This window comes from Paenibacillus jilunlii, assembly GCF_900102965.1.
Taxonomy (GTDB): Bacteria; Bacillota; Bacilli; order Paenibacillales; family Paenibacillaceae; genus Paenibacillus_AQ; species Paenibacillus_AQ jilunlii.
In genome coordinates, this window is the sequence record NZ_FNGM01000001.1 from 573,503 (window position 1) to 593,223 (window position 19,721).

The 19,721-nt window shown below is 50.2% G+C and carries 15 protein-coding genes and 1 pseudogene; 13 read left to right on the forward strand and 3 right to left on the reverse strand.

Annotated elements, in window-relative coordinates; genetic code table 11:
* Nucleotides 1–131 precede the first annotated feature (131 nt).
* The 9 genes and pseudogenes from BLQ82_RS02785 (at nt 132) to BLQ82_RS02825 (ending at nt 10,637) form a co-directional block, all read left to right on the forward strand.
* Nucleotides 132–1,056 (forward strand): annotated as a pseudogene (locus BLQ82_RS02785) (ABC transporter ATP-binding protein).
* Nucleotides 1,049–1,753 carry an ABC transporter permease gene (locus BLQ82_RS02790; protein ID WP_062524035.1) on the forward strand — a complete coding sequence of 235 codons (705 nt, stop codon included), beginning with the start codon at nt 1,049–1,051 and terminating at the stop codon, nt 1,751–1,753. The pseudogene BLQ82_RS02785 and the gene BLQ82_RS02790 overlap by 8 nt, the downstream one beginning before the upstream one ends.
* Nucleotides 1,754–1,756: 3 nt before the next feature.
* Complete coding sequence (locus BLQ82_RS02795) at nt 1,757–2,629, forward strand: DUF4097 family beta strand repeat-containing protein (RefSeq protein ID WP_082722698.1); 873 nt, start codon at nt 1,757–1,759, stop codon at nt 2,627–2,629.
* 127 nt (nt 2,630–2,756) lie between these two features.
* Nucleotides 2,757–3,191: a CoA-binding protein gene (locus tag BLQ82_RS02800; protein ID WP_020433036.1), complete on the forward strand. Its 435-nt coding sequence runs from the start codon at nt 2,757–2,759 to the stop codon at nt 3,189–3,191.
* A 246-nt stretch (nt 3,192–3,437) separates the two neighbouring features.
* Nucleotides 3,438–4,106: a hypothetical protein gene (locus tag BLQ82_RS02805; RefSeq protein ID WP_062524037.1), complete on the forward strand. Its 669-nt coding sequence runs from the start codon at nt 3,438–3,440 to the stop codon at nt 4,104–4,106.
* A 658-nt stretch (nt 4,107–4,764) separates the two neighbouring features.
* Nucleotides 4,765–6,651: a glucose PTS transporter subunit IIA gene (locus BLQ82_RS02810; RefSeq protein ID WP_062524038.1), complete on the forward strand. Its 1,887-nt coding sequence runs from the start codon at nt 4,765–4,767 to the stop codon at nt 6,649–6,651.
* Nucleotides 6,648–8,414 carry a phosphoenolpyruvate--protein phosphotransferase gene (ptsP, locus tag BLQ82_RS02815; protein ID WP_062524039.1) on the forward strand — a complete coding sequence of 589 codons (1,767 nt, stop codon included), beginning with the start codon at nt 6,648–6,650 and terminating at the stop codon, nt 8,412–8,414. Before BLQ82_RS02810 ends, ptsP begins: the two co-directional genes overlap by 4 nt.
* A 269-nt stretch (nt 8,415–8,683) precedes the next feature.
* The gene (locus tag BLQ82_RS02820) at nt 8,684–9,226 is read left to right on the forward strand and encodes a sigma-70 family RNA polymerase sigma factor (RefSeq protein ID WP_062524040.1); all 543 of its coding nucleotides are present in this window, start codon (nt 8,684–8,686) and stop codon (nt 9,224–9,226) included.
* On the forward strand, nt 9,213–10,637 hold the full coding sequence (locus BLQ82_RS02825; RefSeq protein WP_062524041.1) for a DUF4179 domain-containing protein: 1,425 nt from the start codon (nt 9,213–9,215) through the stop codon (nt 10,635–10,637). Before BLQ82_RS02820 ends, BLQ82_RS02825 begins: the two co-directional genes overlap by 14 nt.
* A 118-nt stretch (nt 10,638–10,755) precedes the next feature.
* Here the strand turns inward: BLQ82_RS02825 and BLQ82_RS02830 are convergent, their stop codons facing one another.
* The gene (locus tag BLQ82_RS02830; protein WP_062524042.1) at nt 10,756–11,280 is read right to left on the reverse strand and encodes a type 1 glutamine amidotransferase domain-containing protein; all 525 of its coding nucleotides are present in this window, start codon (nt 11,278–11,280) and stop codon (nt 10,756–10,758) included.
* Nucleotides 11,281–11,559: 279 nt separating this feature from the next.
* Between BLQ82_RS02830 and BLQ82_RS02835 the strand changes: the two genes are divergently transcribed.
* The 3 genes from BLQ82_RS02835 (at nt 11,560) to BLQ82_RS02845 (ending at nt 14,082) form a co-directional block, all read left to right on the forward strand.
* Nucleotides 11,560–11,964, forward strand: a complete 405-nt coding sequence (locus BLQ82_RS02835; RefSeq protein ID WP_143013329.1) for a hypothetical protein — start codon at nt 11,560–11,562, stop codon at nt 11,962–11,964.
* A gap of 318 nt (nt 11,965–12,282) precedes the next feature.
* Nucleotides 12,283–13,293 carry a catabolite control protein A gene (gene ccpA, locus BLQ82_RS02840; protein WP_062524044.1) on the forward strand — a complete coding sequence of 337 codons (1,011 nt, stop codon included), beginning with the start codon at nt 12,283–12,285 and terminating at the stop codon, nt 13,291–13,293.
* Between the two features lie 93 nt (nt 13,294–13,386).
* Nucleotides 13,387–14,082, forward strand: a complete 696-nt coding sequence (locus BLQ82_RS02845) for a 5'-methylthioadenosine/adenosylhomocysteine nucleosidase (RefSeq protein ID WP_062524045.1) — start codon at nt 13,387–13,389, stop codon at nt 14,080–14,082.
* Nucleotides 14,083–14,111: 29 nt separating this feature from the next.
* Here the strand turns inward: BLQ82_RS02845 and BLQ82_RS02850 are convergent, their stop codons facing one another.
* Entirely contained in the window at nt 14,112–14,744 is a 633-nt protein-coding gene (locus tag BLQ82_RS02850) for a GNAT family N-acetyltransferase (RefSeq protein ID WP_062524046.1), read from the reverse strand.
* A gap of 161 nt (nt 14,745–14,905) precedes the next feature.
* Between BLQ82_RS02850 and acsA the strand changes: the two genes are divergently transcribed.
* A complete protein-coding gene (acsA, locus tag BLQ82_RS02855; protein WP_074647690.1) occupies nt 14,906–16,630 on the forward strand; it encodes an acetate--CoA ligase in 1,725 nt (574 codons plus the stop codon).
* Nucleotides 16,631–16,729: 99 nt separating this feature from the next.
* Here the strand turns inward: acsA and BLQ82_RS02860 are convergent, their stop codons facing one another.
* Nucleotides 16,730–19,699, reverse strand: coding sequence for a transglycosylase domain-containing protein (locus tag BLQ82_RS02860; protein WP_062524048.1), 2,970 nt, complete (start codon nt 19,697–19,699; stop codon nt 16,730–16,732).
* Between the last annotated feature and the right edge of the window lie 22 nt (nt 19,700–19,721).

Sequence of the window (19,721 nt, forward strand, 5' to 3'; positions counted from 1 at the left end):
TCTTTTATAAGAGTACCGTTTATGAAGGTTAAGGGACGGTTGATGATATGCCCCTCTTGAATCGAAGGCAATAGCCTTATGCTGTAAACGTAGCAGGAAGATAGACCACACTGCATAAGGAGCGAGAAATAATGGAAGCAATGATCCAGATCAATCAATTATCAAAATCTTATCAAAAGAACGAAATCGTCTCAAAGGTAACCATGCGTATTAAAAAGGGTGAAATCTACGGATTCTTAGGCCCAAACGGTGCAGGGAAAACAACCATTATGAAAATGATCCTTAATTTGGTGAAGCCAACCTCAGGTGAGATTATTGTTCTGAATCAGCCTGTATCCAAAACGTCTTTTCAATACTTGGAGCATATCGGAAGCATCATTGAATATCCCGTTTTTTATGAACGCCTGACAGCTGCCGAGAATTTAAGATATCATTGTGATTACGCCCGTTTCCAGGGCAAGGCTCGAATCCATGAAGTGTTGGAGACAGTCGGCTTAACAGGGGTGGAAGATAAAAAAGTGAATGAGTTTTCCCTTGGGATGAAACAGCGCCTGGGAATTGCCAGAGCCATTCTTACCCAGCCGGCAAATATTGATTTTAGATGAGCCGATTAATGGTCTGGACCCGGTGGGAATCAAGGATATCCGGATGCTTTTATTGAAGCTGAAGAAGGAGTACGGGATGACCATTTTAGTCTCCAGTCATATTGTTTCTGAGATTGAATCCATTGCGGATACGATTGGAATTATTAATCAGGGGCAACTAATCAGGGAAGTTAAGATGACTGAAATCAGAAAAGAAAATGTTGAATACCTGGAAATAAAAGTGGCAAACAGCAAGCAGGCGGCACTTGTGCTGGAAGAAAAATTAAACCTGCATAACTTTGAAGCGGTTGATACAGAAACGATCCGGGTCTATCAGCATGAGGTGTCGCAATCGGTCATTAATAAAGAGCTGGTGCTAAATGATATCGTTGTAAACAGCATTGAAACACAGCAAAGCAACTTGGAAGAGTATTTCCTGAATCTCATTCATGGGGGCAGACAACATGCTTAGACTGATGAAAATTGAATGGCAGAGAAATCAGCTGGCGGGATACCTTATTAAGGCTCTGGTTTGTACGGTTATTATTTTTGGAATGGTGGCAGGCATGGCTTTGATGTCAAATGCACAGAGTGAACCTATGTTTGCGGATTTTACAGCCTTTATGTCACTGGCCAATATCTTTGTCCGCATTACCTTTGTCGTTTTTTCGGGCATTATTATTTCCAGGTTAGTGATTGAAGAATATAAGAATAAAACCATTCAGTTGTTATTTTCATATCCCTTACCGCGTAAAAAACTGATTCAAGCAAAGCTACTGCTTGTTCTTGGTTTCTGTTTCTCAAGTGTCGTGATTTCTACAGTATTCATTGAGATTGTGACCGTCATGTTAAATCCGAACGTTCATTTTTTCGAAACACCGGTGTCGTGGGGGGAATTGCTGGCGGCTGTTCCAGCTGTCTTGATCGCTTCAGCGATGACCGCAGGCTTAAGTCTTATCCCTTTATTTTTCGGTATGCGTAAAAAATCTACTGCCACAACAATAACTAGTTCAGTAATCATAGGAACACTGCTAAATGCTACGGTTTCAGATGGAAGCTGTTCTGTATCTATGTTTCAATTGATCGGGGTGCCTATCGTGTTCTGTGTGTTAGGTTTGACCGTAGCTTATCTATCGTACCGGAATATCGACCGGAAGGATGTTGCATAAGTTATGAAGACAAATAGATGGAACTGGATAATGGCAGCCGTTGTCTTGGCAGGAATCCTTGGGATTGCTTCGCAAGTGGGATCAAGAAAGCTGGAGATATCGGAACATTTCCCGCCGGAAGCCATTCAGAGCATAGACATCATCAATGATTCGTGGGATCTTGAAGTGGAAGAATCAGCAGACAATCAAATTCATGTAGACATCACGGGCAGGCAGAAGGATAAGAAGAAGACTCCTGTTGCAGTGACACGTAGAGCTAATCGGCTCATTATTCAACAAGATAAACTAATTGGCGGTGCCTTCTCAGCGTTTACTTTTCAGAAAGAGGGAACCATTAGGTTGTCCATCCCCAAAAATACAGTAGAACAAGTGTCAGTGGTCAACCATCAAGGAGATCTGAATTTCCGGGCGTTAGCAACCCATGATTTAATCGTTCAAAATCAAGCAGGCAACGTAAAATTTAATCAAACTGAAGCGGATTCCGCGAACTTTAATCTAATTGAAGGCGACCTGTCTGTAAACAACAGCTCATTCGGCAGAATGGACGTAGCCGCCAAAGAGAATGATCTTTATTTTAAAAACGTAACCAGTTCAGTAATGAATGTGTTTTCTAAAAGTGGTGAAATCGTCCTGCATGGGATGGAGGAGAAAGGTGAAAAAAGAATTGAAACCATAACTGGAGATATTCAGATTGTATATAAAACAGCACCATCCAGCTTAAAAGTGGCCGTGGAAAATACAAAAGGAGATTCAACCGTTCATTTAGCAAATCTCATAACCACGAAGGATACAGATGAGGATGTAAATGGAACCGTTGGCGCCGGTGGGAATTCTCTGTATGCCAAAAGCTATTCAGGAAGCATCGATGTTAAATAAAGACATAAATTTGGAACTTTTCGCGCTGCGCTGTATGATGTATTTGTAAGTAACTATGTGCTGTATGGTAGAGTGTCCATGTCCCTATGGGCACCATTGGCACTATAAATGGAAAGGGGAAATACACATGAGCTTTGAGAACCCGAGCCGGGAGCAGATTGGTGAAATTCTTGCTGCTGCAGGCAATATAGCTGTAGTCGGACTTTCCGACAAAACGGACCGCACCTCTTATATGGTGGCAGGCGCCATGCAGAGCCGCGGTTATCGTATTATTCCGGTCAACCCCTCTGTAGACGGTGAGATTCTGGGCGAGAAATGTTATCATACGCTGGCAGAAATCCCTGAACCAGTGGACATTGTGAATGTCTTCCGCCGCAGTGAATACTGCGCAGACGTCGCCCGGGAAGCCGCTGACATCGGCGCGCGCGTGCTCTGGCTCCAGCAGGGCATCGTCAGCCAGGAGGCTGCCGACATCGCCGCTGAGCACGGGATGACCGCAATTATGGACCGCTGCATCAAGGTCGAGGAAGCAATCACCATGAAGGGCCGCAGCCGGGCGTAAGGGCTTAGCGGGGAACGCGTCGGCGAAGGGCCGAGCCGCCGGAACCCTGAACCCCGCCCCCCACCGCTTGTTCCCCATGTAGTGGCGCGGAACTTACGGCTGTAGGCATGGCCGGGCGATTTTCGCCGGATCAGTAGATTTTACCGGACGGCGTTGTTATACTTAGAAGCAGACGAAGAACGTCCTATACCCGAATTGTACTCGGGTAGGGGCGTTCTTTTTTATTTTGCCGGGGAGGGAATGAACATGGAGTTTGAGGAAGCGCACAGCATTTTCATCGAGCATCATAGCAGCGAACGGACAGGTGAGCGGAGAGGAAGGCTGCTGAGGGGACACAATTACGCCGAGAGGCTATTTTTGCAAAATGTGTGGTGGCCGCTGTTTGAGTCGCTGGAGCATTTGCATCCGGAATACGAAGTATTAGATTGGAACAGGAAGTCACAATTCTTGGATTTTGCATTCCTGCCCACGAGCGGCGGCCGTTTTGGGATCGAATGTGACGGCTTCCAGAGCCATATAAAGGACATGGACCGTGAGAAATTCAGCTATGCCCTGAACCGCGATACCTTTTTGACAGGAATGGGGTGGAAGATGCTTCACTTTTCCTTTGATGATATTCAGCAGCGCCCTGAGGTATGCCGGATGCTTCTGCAGCTTGCACTCGCACCATATTTAGCCAGAAAGACTGCGGTGAAGGATATCTTGTCCAAGGAAAAAGAAGTGCTCCGTCTGGCTTGGCAACTGGGGAAGCCCATCCGCCCGAAGGATGTATCCGGTCATTTTCTAATTAATTTTCGGACGGCGCGCAGGCTGCTGCAATCGCTGAGTGCAAAGGGGCTGCTGGAGCCGATAGCAGGTGGCCGGGGTGTTCGGTATTATGAAGTGAAGCCTATACCCGCTGATCAAGTGTGGTAATGGAGTCTTAGAAATCATGAGGCATTAACGCTAACCACAGCTCCATCGTATTTTGATTGCATTTTGTGCAATTGAATTTACTAATTATCCACTAAAAAGTGATTCTATTGCACTTTGTGCAGCAGAATTTAGAAATATTCCTCATTTTGAGCTGTTTTCGAACAATCTAATGTATGAAGTGCAACAGAATGCTAATTTGAGCAACTAGCCCCCTAATCTGTTGCACAAAATACATTAGAATGGATTCGGACAGCAAAGCGCCTTGGCCCCAGCTAAGCTTCGTCAAAGCTCCGTCAAAGCCCCGTCAAAGCTCCGCCAAAGTTTGATCAAGCTTGATCAAAGCTCGAAACAAGTCTCCAACAAATCTCGATCCATGCTCCAGCTAAGTGCGCATTGTGTATCTAACTAGAATGAACCCAGTTTCCAAACTATCTACCGCTGGCGAGAATAACTGATGACCTATCGGCACTAAATTCAGTAATATTACTCGGGATCATATAGCTATGCATGCCATAAACTAACTAAGCAGCATTCATCCACCAACTCAGGCCTTCAACATAAAATTCCTCACTTGCAAGGTAATATTGCGGTCAGAATCTTTTGACAAAACCTGCTGCAGCGCTTACCATTCAATATAGAAAGAAAGGAGAGGGTCACCTTGAATTGGCTCGGATCTTTGCAGCAGTTGGGCAGAGCCATTATGCTTCCTACCATGGTGCTGCCGGCGGCGGCTATTTTGCTGAGTCTGGGCAGTTTGCCGTGGTCTGCATGGGGACTTTCTTCGGTATCCGAAGTGACTACTTACGCGGGGCAAGGGATTTTTTATTTCATGCCTTATTTGTTTGCGGTCGGTGTGGCGTGGGGGTTGTCCAATCAGGCCGGACCGGCGGGAATGGCGGCGCTCGCGGGGATGTTTACTTATGACCGGATAGTTTCCAACATGGGAGACGGGGCGGTACAGCCTGCAACACTAATCGGAATTATCCTCGGAATTGTCGCCGGTGTGGCGCATAACCGGTTCAAAAATATCAAGCTGCCGGAGGCGATCCAGTTTTTTGGAGGGTCGCGTTTTGTATTGCTGTTCATGGGTCTGTTCTCTGCCTTGTTCGCCTGGGTGATGCTTGGACTGTCGCCTGTGCTGCAGCATGGACTCGACATCCTGTTCCGTGATATACAGGCAACTGGCGGATATGGCGTATTTGTGTACGGAGTGTTATACAGAGTACTGACGGCGTTTGGCCTGCACCATATTCTCAATAATGTGTTCTGGTTTCAGCTGGGAACCTTTACGACACCTGACGGCAGTGCAGTCGTGCAGGGGGATTTGCCGCGTTTTTTTGCCGGAGACCCTACAGCGGGCATCTTTATGGCTGGTCTGTTTCCGATTATGATGTTCGCGCTGCCGGCGATTGCGTTTGCCATTATTCAGGAAGCGCGCGAGGATTTGAAGCCGAAGATCAAGAAGACGTTTTTGCGCGCCGCCATGGTCTGCTTCCTGACTGGTGTCTCGGAGCAGATTGAGTTTGCTTTTCTGTTCGCTTCGCCGTATTTGTTCGCGCTGCATGTGGTCATGTCCGGTCTGGCGATGGTGCTGACCTATGCGCTGGGCATCCATCACGGCTTCTCCTACTCGGCGGGGGCGATTGACTTTTTCCTCAATATGCATCTGTCGCAGCGGGCTTGGCTGCTGATTCCAATCGGCATCGGCTATGGCATTGTTTATTATAATGTGTTCCGCTGGGCGATCCGCCGCTTCCAGATTCCAACACCGGGACGCGAGGAAGGCTCGGAGCTGGGCGACTGGGCAGGCAATATTCCTTATCAGGCTCCGCTGATCCTGGAAGCGCTGGGCGGGAAGGAAAACATCGTGCAGGTACAGGCCTGCATCACACGGCTGAGATTAACAGTGCACAATGACCGGTATATCGACACCGGGGCACTGAAGGGACTTGGCTCTGCCGGCATCATTAAGCTGGGCGGGGGGAATGTCCAGGTCGTGTTCGGGACATATTCCGAGCTGATCCGGGAGGAGATCAACAAGCTGCTGCTCCGCGATCTGCCACAGGTGCTGTTCAGTTCGCCGATTCAGGGCCGGATGATGCCGATTGAAGAAGTGCCGGACCATATTTTTGCCGCGAAGCTGGTGGGCGACGGGGTAGCATTTTTCCCGGAAAAGGGAGAGCTCGTCTCGCCGGTCTTCGGCAAGGTCATGCACGTATACCCTACAATGCACGCAGTGGGCATTTCTACGCCGGAGGGGCTGGAGGTGCTTATGCATATCGGGATCGATACTTCACAGCTTAAAGGGCCGTTTGAGGCGCTTGTGCAGGAAGGGGACAGTGTGGAGCCGGGGCAGCTACTGGTGAGATTTGATCTGACCTATTTGCGTGATCATGCACCTTCACTGGCGACACCAATGGTGATTACGAACCCGGACCGTGTGAAATCCTGGAGCTATGCTCCATTCAAAAATGTTAAAAAGGGGCAGTCCTCTGTGATGTCCGTGGTCTTACATGAAAGCAATGTTGGAGGGGTTGAAGCATGATACAAGGCATAGGCGCAGCAGCAGGTGTAGCCATCGGGAAGGCCTTTGTCTTGCCGAACTGGGAATGGAGCCTGCCGGATACACAAGTGAACCCGGTGGATCTGGCCAAGGAGTTCGAGCGTTTATACGAAGGGATCCGCACCTCAAAGGATGAGATTGAATTTATCAAAAGAGAATTCCGTGAGGTGGTCGGGCCGGAGGAATCGAGCATCTTTGACGCCCATCTGGCGATTCTGGATGATCCGGTGTTCATGAGTGAAATCCGCGGCATTATCGAGCGGCAATATAAAGCGGCAGAGGTGGCGGTCAAAGAGGCCATCGATCATTTTGTCGCAATGTTCGACCTGCTGGACGATGAATATATGAAGGAGCGGGCGGTGGATATCAAGGATGTCGGCAACCGTCTGCTGAAGCATCTTCTGGGTGCGCCGGAGGTTACACTGCCCTCTGATACGCAGCCTTATATTCTTGTGGCCAAAGAGCTGTCGCCTTCACAGCTGGCCCACTTGAATCCAACCTATGTGCTCGGCATCGTAACCATGATGGGCGGCAAAACCTCCCATTCCTCGATCATGGCCCGGGCGCTGGGGATACCGCTGGTAGCAGGACTGGAGAACAAAATCCTGACACCGATTCAGACTGGGGACCTGCTGGTGATGGATGGAGAAACCGGGGTGATTCAGCTCTATCCGGATGAACTGACGCTGAAAGAGTATACCTCCAGACGGGCGAAGCAGCAGCGCAAAAAAGAGCAGCTGGAGCTCCTCGCCACAGTGGATGCTGTAACCAAGGACGGCGTGCAGCTGCGGCTGGCCGGCAATATCAGTTCCGTGAAGGAGCTGGACATGGCGCTCAAGTACGGGGCTCAAGGCGTCGGGCTGTTCCGGACCGAATTCTTGTACATGGACCGCAGTTCATTCCCGACGGAAGAGGAGCAGTTCGAGGTCTATAAGCTGGTAGCGGAAAAAGTAGGGAACGAAACCGTCGTCATCCGCACGCTGGATATCGGGGGAGACAAGCATTTGGATTATTTCCAGCTTCCTGAAGAGCAGAATCCCTTCCTTGGCTACCGGGCGATCCGCATCAGTCTAGACCGAAAAGACATGTTCAAAACCCAGATGACCGCGATCCTGCGGGCCAGCCATTACGGAAATATAAAAATGATGTTCCCGATGATCTCTTCCGTAGAGGAAGTGCAGGCTGCCAAAGCAGTGCTGAACGAGGTCAAGGAAGAACTCGACCAGCAGGGGATTCCGTACAACCGGAATATTCCTGTAGGGATTATGATCGAGGTTCCGGCAGCGGTAATGATTGCGGATCTGCTCGCGGAGGAGGTTGACTTTTTCAGCATCGGTACTAACGATCTGGTCCAGTATGTGCTGGCAGTTGACCGTATGAATGAACAGATTGCGCATATGTATCATCCCTACCATCCGGGAGTGCTGCGGATGATCCGGATGACCGTGGATGCGGCACGGCGTGTGGGCATCGATATCAGTGTATGCGGGGAGATGGCGGCTGATGAGCGGTCCCTGCCGCTCTGGCTGGAGATGGGCATCAGTGACCTCAGCATGTCGCCGCAGGCGCTCTTGAAGGTGAAGCACCGCGCACTGAACACGCTGGCTTCCGAAGCCAGTGAAACGGCCAAGTCCTGTTTCCGGCACCGGACGAGTACGGAGACGGAAGAAATACTGACGGCTTTTGCACGGCGGAGCGGGATTCCGCTTGGAACAGGTGCAGAGGTGAAGGGCAAAAGCTCGTAAACTGGCCCGGACAGCCCGAAACAACTGGCCCCTTTACTGAGCAGGGAATTGCAGAAGGAATTAGAAATTGTCTGATCCGCTCCAATAACGGACAACCTGTCCGCATCCCTGGCGGATGGATCGTGAAGTGAGCAAGCTTCACAGGGAAGGCCCCACTTAGTGGGGCTATTTTTGCTGTCTCCCCCAAAAAAAGTAAAACCGTTTCCCGCCCAATGGAGTCAGTATACATAGAAGTTCAATAAAGAACGAGGAGGGGGAGAAGTCAGAGAATGGAGAAGCTTTTGGAAGGGGAATGGGCACATACTGCGGATGGAGAAGAGCAGCTGTTTATCCGGCAGGTCTCTGAGCAGAAAAAAATCCTATACGGGATAGCGTACAGTTACCTGAGAAACGAACCGGATGCGCTTGAAGTGCTGCAGGAAGCTACATACCGGGCATGGTCCAAACGAAAAAGCCTGAAGGACACCGGCCGGTTTGCCCCCTGGATGACCCGCATTCTGGTCAACTGCTGCAAGGATGAGCTGAAGCGCAGGAAGCGGCTTGCGCCGGGCCGTGCGGACAGCTGCAGCAGCAGCGGGATCATGGAGATGACCAGTGACCGCAAGCTGGATATGGAGCAGGCATTGGATGGGGTGAAGCTGAAATACCGCCAGGTGCTGGTGCTGAAGTATTACCGGGATATGACGCTTCCTGAAATCGCCGAGGTGCTGGACCGGCCGGAGGGGACGGTCAAAACCTGGCTGAACAAGGGACTGAAGCAGCTGCGCCACAAAATGAAGCTGAGAGGGGGGCTGGAGTATGATGCAGAGTGAAGAGAGACTGCTGAAGGAGTACTTCAACGAAGTGTCGCGGGAGGCTTCGGAGGTGTCTGAGTTCAAATTGGCAGTGGCCATCCGGAACGGAGTATACGATACAAAACACCGCCGGAAACACACAGGCATACACTTTACTATAGGAGGACTTGCTGTTCTGGCTATCGTGTTGTTGTTTGCATTTCCCCGGTTCGCCGATCATATGGAGCTGCGCAGTAAGGATGCCCAAGCTACGCTTAGCTCAGCGCATGATTGGGGCGAATTTGAGGTGTTCCGTACAGCTGTCGGCAGCAATTTAACGGTCACCTCGGCACTGGATGCAGGCTTGATACAGCGGGTGAACAGCACTTCGGTGGAGCAAAACGGGTTTGTGCTGACTGTAAATGGTATCGCAGCTGATCAGAAAGGGATTATAGTCTTGTATACTCTACAGAACAATACGATGGAGAATTCGCAAAATTTTAGAGTATCCTTGATTAATGAAAAGAATAAATTGGCAGGCTGGAATGTACCAGGGATTGTTCAAAATGCCAAGCGGGGTATAACGCGCGGATACGAGCAGATTTTGTGGGATGACGAATATACGAAATTGCCAGAGCAATTGTTTGTGAACACAGAGATTTTCAGAGAAGGCGAATCCAATAATCTGTATGTCAAGTCTGAGCAGGCAGTGGCCAGTCTATCTGTGCCGATCGTGCCCGATAAAGCGTCTTTAGCTAAAACCGGAAACACGCTCCAGATTAATAAAAGTCTGGTCATAGCAGGCCAGAGCATTGAAATAAAGACGGCTTATATCGCTGCAACCGGCATCTACCTGGAAACAGGGCAGGATGAGCACAACACCAAGGAAATCTTCGGGTTGATCTCGCCACGGCTGATGTTAGGCAGCGGCAATGACTTTACAGGGCTTTATTCCAAACGCAGTTATGGTCTGGTCGGCAGGCAGATAATATTATTTGATAACGACAATACCTCCAATGAGCCGCTGGAGCTTAAAATTGACGGAATCCAAGCAATTGACAAGGACGCAACAGAGCTCATCATTGATACCGGCAAGCAGCAGATTATCAAAAGTCCCGATGACCGTCTCAAGGTGTCCATAAGTACAACCGGCAGGGGCAAGCGCACAATGCTTTTAGAGCTTTATCCACCTGTTCAAAAGGTTAGTGCATCCTACGACGTAAATATGATTTTGGATGAGCGGTTTACAGATGGCAAGGGGATAGCGCACACAATTAATTATGATGACATCAGCCTGTATTCGCACAAAGTGGATATAACTCAGGAAAACAGTCCTACCCTATATTATATTAATCTAGGCAGTCAAACTTTGCCTCAGCCGCTAACCTTTAAGATCAACAGCTACTCAAATCCGATCAAGGAAAACGTTTCCCTCTTCATCCGCAAATAGCGTAGGAGCACAGAATACCGTTGGCGCACGCCATAACATTGGAACACAAAAAGCCCTGCCCTTCGTACAGTAGAAAGGGCAGGGCTTTTATATACTGTGATTCCGCTTATTCTCCGGACTACTCTCCCGCCAACGCATCGCAGAAAGCTTTGCCATAAGGCGGCAGATCCGGCGGACGGCGGGCGGAGATGATATGTCCATCGGTTACGACAGCCTCATCCTTCCAGACCGCCCCGGCATTCTCCATATCATCACGGATACCTGGGGTGGAGGTAACCGTGACTCCATTCAATATTTTTGCAGAGATCAGCACCCAGCCGGCATGGCAGATTTGCCCAATCGGCTTCTTCGCCGCGTTAAAATCCTGTACAAGCTTCAGCACCGCGCTATAACGGCGGATTTTATCGGGAGCCCAGCCGCCCGGAACGAGTATGCCGTCATAATCGGCGGCGTCCAGCTCATCCCAGGAATACTCAGCTTTAGCCGGAACCCCGTATTTGCCCACATAGGTTTTATCTTTTTCCAGCCCGGCCAGATGGACCTCGGCCCCTTCCTCTCTGACGCGGTACACCGGATACCACAGCTCTAAATCCTCGAATTCGTCGTCTACCAATGCTATAACCTTTTTGCCGGTTAGTCTCATGTTCTGCAGCTCCCTTCAAGAATCTAGCCTTCAGTATATTCTAGCAAATTTGAAATATGAAGTCATCCGGCGGATTGAAATCCTTAGTTGAATTACCAAATAAATCATTTTATGCAAATCGGCAGGGATTGAGGGGAAGCAGGTCGAATATAGGGGTTGAACAGGTGAGTTTCGTGTTTTTATGGATGATGCAGTTCAGGGATTTTACAAATTAAATCTGAGGTGTGGGAGATGTACAAAGATTATTTATTAAAGACGTCTTGCAGCTGCGGCGGCATCATGACCATACATATGCATACGTTAATCTACAGTGCAAAGATAAAAATTACGCATGTCCCTGTCTATACCTGCGGGGAGTGTGGACGCTATGAGCCTCTGTCATGCATTAAAAGCGATCTGGGCAAGCTGATTCACGAACTTGGAGAAACGCCGTCCGAGCGGCATATTTCGTTTGCTGACAGAAATGAATGGGCCAGTGTCCTCAAGGAAACCTTTGCTAAGGGGTTGTATGCCGGGAGGATGGCCGAGTTGGAGGAAACAATCCGGGGTGCGATACAGGGGCGGATTGACCTGCTGCTGGATGTATACCGGTTGGCAGTGGATCTAAACGACCATAAATGGATGGATGAAACTGGAACCAGACTGTCGCAATTGACAGTTCAGCCGGCGGAAAGCGCAAAATAAAGGCGAAATAAAGCGGATACTGAAATTTTTTCTGCAAAATTAATGAAAATCTTTCACGAATGTTGGATTTTTCACGCGCTTTTTGATACGATAGAAGCAGGTTAGACAAACCTATGAATCCGGCATGTTCAGGCTGGAAATCATTAGGAGGACAATGGAGCAGCAGGAGCGTATTTTCCCGCATCACGATAGCGTTCTCAGCCCTTGAAAGAAATTTTGAAAGGAAAATGAAGCGTTATCATTGCACAATTGTACAAAGTGTCGTATCATAATTTTAATTAGTCGAACGATAAAATTTATCGCAATGGAGAGAGTAATTTGACGGTAACCATTTACGATGTAGCTCGAGAAGCAGGCGTATCTATGGCTACGGTATCACGGGTTGTGAACAATAACCCGAACGTGAAACCGCAGACCCGGAAGAAAGTTTTTGAAGCGATTGAACGTTTGGGCTATCGTCCAAACGCCGTGGCGAGAGGTCTCGCCAGCAAGAAAACAACAACCGTTGGGGTTGTTATCCCCGATATCTCGAACTCGATTTTTGCAGAAATTGCGCGCGGGATCGAAGATATTGCCAACATGTACCATTATAACATTATTTTGTGTAACGCGGATAAGCGCAAAGAGAAGGAAATACGTGTCATTAACACGCTTTTGGAGAAGCAGGTGGACGGGCTGCTGTTCATGGGTGGAACCGTAACAGAAGAGCACATTCAAGCCTTCCAAACGTCTGCAGTTCCAATTGTACTCTGCGCAACGCGTGATGAGAATGGAACCTACCCGTCTGTGGATATCGATCATGAGACGGCGGCGTTCGATGCCGTGAACACACTTATCCGCCACGGACACCGCGAAATTGCCATGATCAGCGGAACGCTGCAGGACCCTGCCAATGGCTATGCCCGTTTCCAGGGGTACAAGAAAGCTCTGGAAGCAGCAGGCATTGAGTATCAGGAGGATTTGGTCCGCATCGGGAACTATCGTTACGAATCCGGTGTCGAAGCCATGAAGTACTTCCTGGGGCTGAAGAAGAAGCCGACAGCTGTATTTGCGGCAACCGATGAAATGGCGATTGGCGCCATTCACAGTATTCAGGATGAAGGCCTGAAGGTTCCGGATGACTTCTCGATCATCAGTGTCGACAACATCCGCATGGCCTCTATGGTCCGTCCTTTGCTGACAACTGTAGCGCAGCCCATGTACGATCTTGGCGCGGTAGCAATGAGACTCCTGACGAAGCTGATGAAGAAGGAAACGGTTGAGAATCCGCGCGTCATTTTGCCTCATGAGACGATCCTCCGTTTGTCTGTGAATCATGTGAACAAATAAGTATCTGTAAGGAACATAAGTGCGTAGAAAGCTCCTATTGGAGCTTTTTATGTTTTATAGAGATGTATTTTACTTAAACGCAGGAGGGGACATATGAGTGAAATCATAGGTTTGATTGGAGCGATGGACGAGGAGATCAAGCTGCTGCTGGAGAGCATGGAAGATAAGGTGAGCACAGTCAAGGCAGGCGTTGCCTATTATTCAGGCACTATATTCGGCAAAAGGGTGGTTCTCTGCAAATCGGGAGTTGGCAAGGTCAATGCTGCGGTGACGACACAAATTCTGCTTGATGCTTTCGGAGCGGATCGTGTGCTGTTCACTGGTGTTGCCGGGGCGGTGCATCCGGAGCTAGGTATTGGGGATATCGTCATTTCATCCCACTGCATCCAGCATGATATGGACGTCACCGCTCTAGGCTACCCGCGGGGTGTGATTCCGTATCAGGAGGTGTCCTCTTTTCCAGCAGATCCAGCCCTTGTGCAGCTAGCCGAAGAAGCCTGCCGGACGCTGAAACAGAAGTCAATTACAGGAGTTGTGCTGTCTGGAGATCAATTTATTGCCAGTGCAGCCGTTGTAGCTGAGCTTCGGGAGCAGCTGGATGGAGCCTGCGCGGAAATGGAAGGGGCGGCCGTCGCACAGGTCTGCTATATGAATGGGATCCCTTTTGTGATTATCCGCTCCATGTCGGACAAAGCAGACGGATCGGCATATGTGAACTACCGCGAATTTACGGTTACGGCCTCGGAACGCTCCCATGCGATTCTCGAATACATGCTGAAAGCGATGTAAGGAATCTCTTCCGGCCGATAGAATGCCCCCTAGTACATGAAACGCTGCCTGAAACGCACCCTGTCAAAGGTTTCCTGTGAGGACATCGGGACTTCCCGCCCGATGCGTACCATCAGGCAGTTGGCTGGATGGGAGCAAATCTCCGGGTCATCTGTGGCATACCACACCATGTCTACCGTCTGCATCAGCTTCTCCATCATCTGACGGTAGGCCCATACATCCAGCCCGCTGCCTTTCAGGTCCCAATGCCAGTAATATTCGGTTGTGAACACGATGCAGTTCTCCAGCTGTTCCTGCTCAAAAGCGCTGCTAATCAGCAGCTTCGCAAGCCCCATTCCCCTGAAGCCATCCGCGACTTCCACAGCACCCAGCTCTATCAGATCCTCCATTCCCCCCTGAGACCATAACTCCAGTTCATCCGGATAGTGAAAAGTAACATAGCCTGCGATCATTTGGTCAACAACAGCGGCAATTACACGCCCTTCCGGCAGTCCGGCAATCTCTATAAGCGCTTCCAGCTGTTCTTGCGGTTTACGGAAGGCGTCCAGATCAGGGTGCATCTGCAGCCTTTGCAGCGCGTCTGGAGACAAAGGTCCGCTAACGGTAATTGTACTTTCGTGATGTGGAAGTGTATGGGATACAGGGATTTTGCGGTGCTCCATAGCTAGGCTCCCTTCAATTCACTATATTCTAGAATGTAACCGCTTCCTGTGATATACTAAGTCCGACATAAAATTTTCACATTTGATCCATTGACAGCATTGCTTAAGAGAAGAGTCTCACCCTTAAAGCTTAAATCAAACAAGTGAGGGAGGCAAGAGTAATGGGGCAAGTTCACAGCGAAATTTTACCGGGCCGTGTAAAGCAGGCCAACATGGCTGATTATTCCCGGGCAGTCAGCGAATTCCGGTGGGAGGATGTAGAGAAAAGCTTCTCCTGGTATGAGAGCGGCAAGGTGAATATGGCCCATGAAGCCATTGACCGGCATGTGCTTGAAGGCCGTGGAGCAGCCACCGCTTTGATCTACAGTGATTCCGCGAGGGAAGAAATGTACACGTTCTCAGATTTGCGGGAGCAGTCGAACCGTTTCGGAAATGTGCTGCGCCAGCATGGCATCGGGCGGGGTGACCGGGTGTTTATTTTTATGCCGCGCCGGCCGGAGCTCTATTTCAGTCTGCTGGGAGTTCTCAAGGTGGGAGCGGTAGCGGGACCGCTGTTTGAGGCTTTTATGGAAACGGCTGTGAAGGACCGGCTGGAGGACAGCGGTGCAGTGGCACTCATTACCACACCTGAGCTGCTGCAGCGGGTCAAACGAGCCGAGCTGCCGGAGCTTAAGCATGTGTTTGTAGTAGGCGGCTTGACGGACGGCGGGCAAAGGCTTGTCAGTTACGAAGAAGCGATGGCTGCGGCCTCTGCAGAGCTTGAACCGGAGTGGCTGAGTCTGGAGGACGGGCTGATTATGCATTATACCTCCGGCTCAACCGGCAAGCCCAAAGGGGTATATCATGTGCAAAGAGCCATGATCCAGCATTATTATACAGGCAAAATTGTACTGGATTTGCGCCCTGACGATGTCTATTGGTGCACGGCCGATCCCGGTTGGGTTACCGGAACATCCTATGGGATTTTTGCGCCTTGGCTGAACGGGGTGACCAATGTTGTAAGAGGCGGCCGCTTCAGCCCGCAGGACTGGTATAAGACCATTGAGCGGTTTGGGGTCACGGTATGGTACAGCGCACCTACCGCGTTCCGTATGCTGATGGGAGCGGGGGAGGCCAGCCTGAAGGACATCGATCTCAGCAGTCTGCGGCATGTTCTGTCAGTAGGAGAGCCGCTCAATCCCGAAGTTGTGCGCTGGGGCGATAAATTTTATCAGCAGCGTATTCATGATACCTGGTGGATGACGGAAACAGGAGCCCAACTGATCTGCAATTATCCGGGGATGGATATTAAGCCCGGCTCCATGGGGCGCCCGCTGCCCGGCATCGAAGCTGCTATTCTGGATGACCGGGGCAATCTGCTGCCGCCTTATGCAATGGGCAATCTGGCGATTAGAACGCCTTGGCCCTCCATGATGGGGAAGATATGGAACAACCAAGCGAAATACGAGGAGTATTTCCGTATTCCCGGCTGGTACATCTCCGGTGATTCCGCATATATGGATGAAGACGGCTACTTCTGGTTCCAGGGCCGGATCGATGATGTCATCAATTCCTCCGGCGAACGGATTGGCCCGTTCGAGGTGGAGAGCAAGCTGGTAGAGCATCCTGCGGTTGCTGAAGCCGGGGTGATCGGCAAACCGGATGTGATGCGGGGAGAGATTATTAAAGCGTTCATTTCCCTGCGGGATGGATATATTCCTACGGCAGAGCTGAAGGAGGAAATCGCGGCCTTTGTCAAAGCAGGTTTGTCCGCCCATGCAGCACCACGTGAAATTGAATTCAGGGAGAAGCTGCCCAAGACCCGTTCCGGTAAAATCATGCGCCGCGTGCTGAAGGCCTGGGAGCTTCATCTTCCTGCGGGGGATTTGTCTACAATCGAGGATTAATATAGACTTTGTGCAGTATGAAAAACACCGCTCCCGGCATTGATCCGGGAACGGTGTTTTTGTGCTGTGCAGGTCTGACGGTTTCCCTTAGACCTGAATTTAAGGTGCTGCAGTTTCCGCTCCCGTATTTCCGGAGCCGGCATTTCCGCCAGCAGCATTGCTGCCGCCTGCAGTATTACTGCCGCCTGCGGCATTCGTGCCTCCACCGGCTGGGACATCGGATGATCCCGGCGGCTCAATAATGACCATGCCGGGATCTTCGGTGCTGCCTGGCTGCGCTCCCGGGTCTGGTGTAGCTTCTGTACCAGGAGACTCTTCCGGCGGCGGCGTAGTCTCCGGTGTCGGAGTGACTGCTCCGGCTACACTGCCCGAAGATGTCTCATGACCGGCTACATCCACCGCAGCCACATAGAAGGAGGCATTGGCACTGGACGGAGTGCCGGGGGTGAAAGTGGTTCCTTCGCCGACGGATAGAATAGCCTGCTTCTTGTACGCTCCTCCGTTAAGTGAACGGTACAGGCGGTAGCCGACCACATCCGGCGAACCGCTTGGGTTAAAGGTGATAACGGCTTTACCCGTAGTGTATGAGACATTGACTCCGCTTGGAGCCGTTGGGGCATTGCCGTCATCCACGCGAGGATCAACCTCGGTCGGGAAATCGGATTTCGCATCCTCCGGCATATAGTATTGCAGCGATTGATGCTCCCTCATCGACTTGAAGGCGGCGAGCAGCTCCTTCACGAGATCCTGGATCGGTTTGTCGCGTTTGACGACAATTTTCTCTTTGAGGAAATCCTCAGGTGTGCCTTCCAGCGGAAGGTAATTCACGCCATTATAAGTAATATATTTGGCTCTGGAGATTCCATCATCACTTTGCTTCGGTACATATTTCACGTTAAAAATATCTGTAGTGAACCTGTCGGTTAAGTCAGTGGGCAGTTTGCCGCTGTAGGCGGATACGGTCTTTTTAACGATGCCTTCAGGCTTGGCAAATTCCTTTGTGACAAAAAGCTCAGGCTGCTTGTCAATGACCGCATTCATTACTTTGGTCCACAAGGTCTGCGCCTGACGTTTCTGGGTATCGCCCTGAAGCGTATTGATTTGTTCCTTATAGCCCACCCACATGCCAAGTGTGACATCCGGCGTGTAGCCCATAAACCATACATCTCCGTAGTTTTGGGTGGAACCGGTTTTGCCGACGATAGGCACATCTTTGAAGTGTTTGTAGTTTTTCTTGACCGTGCTTGCGGTTCCATTGGTTATCACGGTACGCAGCATATCTGTCATAAGATAAGCGGTTTGCTTAGAATATACCTGCTCCGGATTGACTTTATGCTGATAGATGATTTTGCCCTGAGCGTCCACAATCTTCTCGATCATATAGGCGTCATTAAAGGCTCCCTGGTTACCAATTGAGGAATAGGCATTTGTTAAATCTTCAACTGTAACCCCATACTTGAGCCCGCCGATGACTCCGGTCTGTGCTTTATAATCATCATCCTGGATCGTGGTAATTCCCAGCTTCTTGGAAAAAGCCCATGCTTTTTCGATTCCAACCTTCTCATTGAACAGCTTAAGGGCTGGCAGATTCAAGGATTTGTTAAGGGCATAGCGGGCTGTGACCAGTCCCTGATACCGGTTGTTGGCATTCTTCGGAATGTGGTAGCCTTTGCCGCCATCCTTAAGAATGATCGGCGCATCATCAAGGATGCCTGCAGGCTGAATCAATCCGGCGTCCAGTGCGGGCAGATAAGCGGCAATGGGCTTCATTGTTGAACCCGGCTGCCGTATCATCTGGGTAGCATAGTTCATCTGTTCAATATTGAAGTCCCGTCCTTCGATCATGCCGAGAATCGCACCGGTTTTGTTGTTGATCATCATGCCGGCTGTCTGTTCCTTGCCCCGGGCCTTGCTGTCTTTCGTGAAGTTACCGCTGTCTTCCGAGACACTGTGCATCGCACTGTATACTTTTTTGTCGATCGTCGTGTAGACGCGGTATCCGCCAGTCATCAGCTGCCGGCGCGCTTCCTCGAACAGTGTGTTGTTATCTGCAGCAGAAGATGAGGTATTCGGGTCAACTACACCATTCTTGCCCTCATTGAGGGACAGCAGGATCGCGGCTGCCTTGCGCTCGGTCTCAAGCATCAGATAAGGATATGTAGCATATGCCTTTTTCGTGTGCGGAGCCAGAGAACCCTTGATATCAAATTGCAGTGCTTCGTTGTACTGGGAGACCGTGATCTTATTCTCCTCCAGCATCCGGCGCAGCACAAGCTTTTGGCGTTCCAAGGCACGGTTAAATGCCGTTTCATTAAATTCTCCGACTCCGTTAAATGCGGAGTATTTAGAAGGAAGCTGGGGAAGTCCTGCCAGATATGCGGCCTGGGCCGTATTCAGCTTATCCAGGTCATCCAGTCCGAATATCCCTTTGGCGGCGGCTTTGATACCGTACACGTTGTATCCGTTAGAACCGTTGCCGAAAGGAACCTTATTTAAATAGGCTGTTAAAATTTCCTGCTTGGATAAATACCGTTCCAGCCTTAGAGACAGCAGGATCTCCTTAATCTTGCGGTCCTCTGTGCGGTCCAGGCTGAGGAACACGCGCCGTGCCAATTGCTGGGTCAGGGTGCTGCCGCCGGTCTGAACGGATTCATTCAGCAGCTTTTGCTTGACGGCACGCAGGGTACCGCTGAAATCGACCCCTTTATGATTGTAGAAATTATTGTCCTCTATCGCGAGAACGGCATCAATCACAAGCTGCGGGATATTATTGAACTCTACAAGCCTGCGGTCCTCTTCAGTCCGGAGCTGGCCGATCGGTTGGCCATCGCGGAAATACGCAAAGCCGGTAACGGCATTCTGGCTGACTTCCTTTTGAATCAATTCTTCGGAGCGGACCGGATCATCCTTCACTATGGAAGCGACATATCCAGAAACAGCACCGCCGGCAAACAGAATGCCTAATATGCCGAGTATAAACATCCACTTCACGACGGAACCGAACCTGCGGAGCCAGGATCTACGGGGTGGACGCTGCTTTGCGGTCTTCTTTTTGTTCTCCTCAACCATCGACGTTAATCCTCCTTTTAAC

Bases quoted from the DNA above. Each gene is read 5' to 3' on its own strand.
- BLQ82_RS02830 (WP_062524042.1), bottom strand. From the start codon at position 11,280: ATGAGACTAACCGGCAAAAAGGTTATAGCATTGGTAGACGACGAATTC.
- BLQ82_RS02790 (WP_062524035.1), top strand. From the start codon at position 1,049: ATGCTTAGACTGATGAAAATTGAATGGCAGAGAAATCAGCTGGCGGGA.
- BLQ82_RS02860 (WP_062524048.1), bottom strand. From the start codon at position 19,699: ATGGTTGAGGAGAACAAAAAGAAGACCGCAAAGCAGCGTCCACCCCGT.
- BLQ82_RS02845 (WP_062524045.1), top strand. From the start codon at position 13,387: ATGAGTGAAATCATAGGTTTGATTGGAGCGATGGACGAGGAGATCAAG.
- BLQ82_RS02825 (WP_062524041.1), top strand. From the start codon at position 9,213: ATGATGCAGAGTGAAGAGAGACTGCTGAAGGAGTACTTCAACGAAGTG.
- BLQ82_RS02820 (WP_062524040.1), top strand. From the start codon at position 8,684: ATGGAGAAGCTTTTGGAAGGGGAATGGGCACATACTGCGGATGGAGAA.
- BLQ82_RS02850 (WP_062524046.1), bottom strand. From the start codon at position 14,744: ATGGAGCACCGCAAAATCCCTGTATCCCATACACTTCCACATCACGAA.
- ptsP (WP_062524039.1), top strand. From the start codon at position 6,648: ATGATACAAGGCATAGGCGCAGCAGCAGGTGTAGCCATCGGGAAGGCC.
- BLQ82_RS02795 (WP_082722698.1), top strand. From the start codon at position 1,757: ATGAAGACAAATAGATGGAACTGGATAATGGCAGCCGTTGTCTTGGCA.
- acsA (WP_074647690.1), top strand. From the start codon at position 14,906: ATGGGGCAAGTTCACAGCGAAATTTTACCGGGCCGTGTAAAGCAGGCC.
- BLQ82_RS02800 (WP_020433036.1), top strand. From the start codon at position 2,757: ATGAGCTTTGAGAACCCGAGCCGGGAGCAGATTGGTGAAATTCTTGCT.
- BLQ82_RS02835 (WP_143013329.1), top strand. From the start codon at position 11,560: ATGACCATACATATGCATACGTTAATCTACAGTGCAAAGATAAAAATT.
- BLQ82_RS02805 (WP_062524037.1), top strand. From the start codon at position 3,438: ATGGAGTTTGAGGAAGCGCACAGCATTTTCATCGAGCATCATAGCAGC.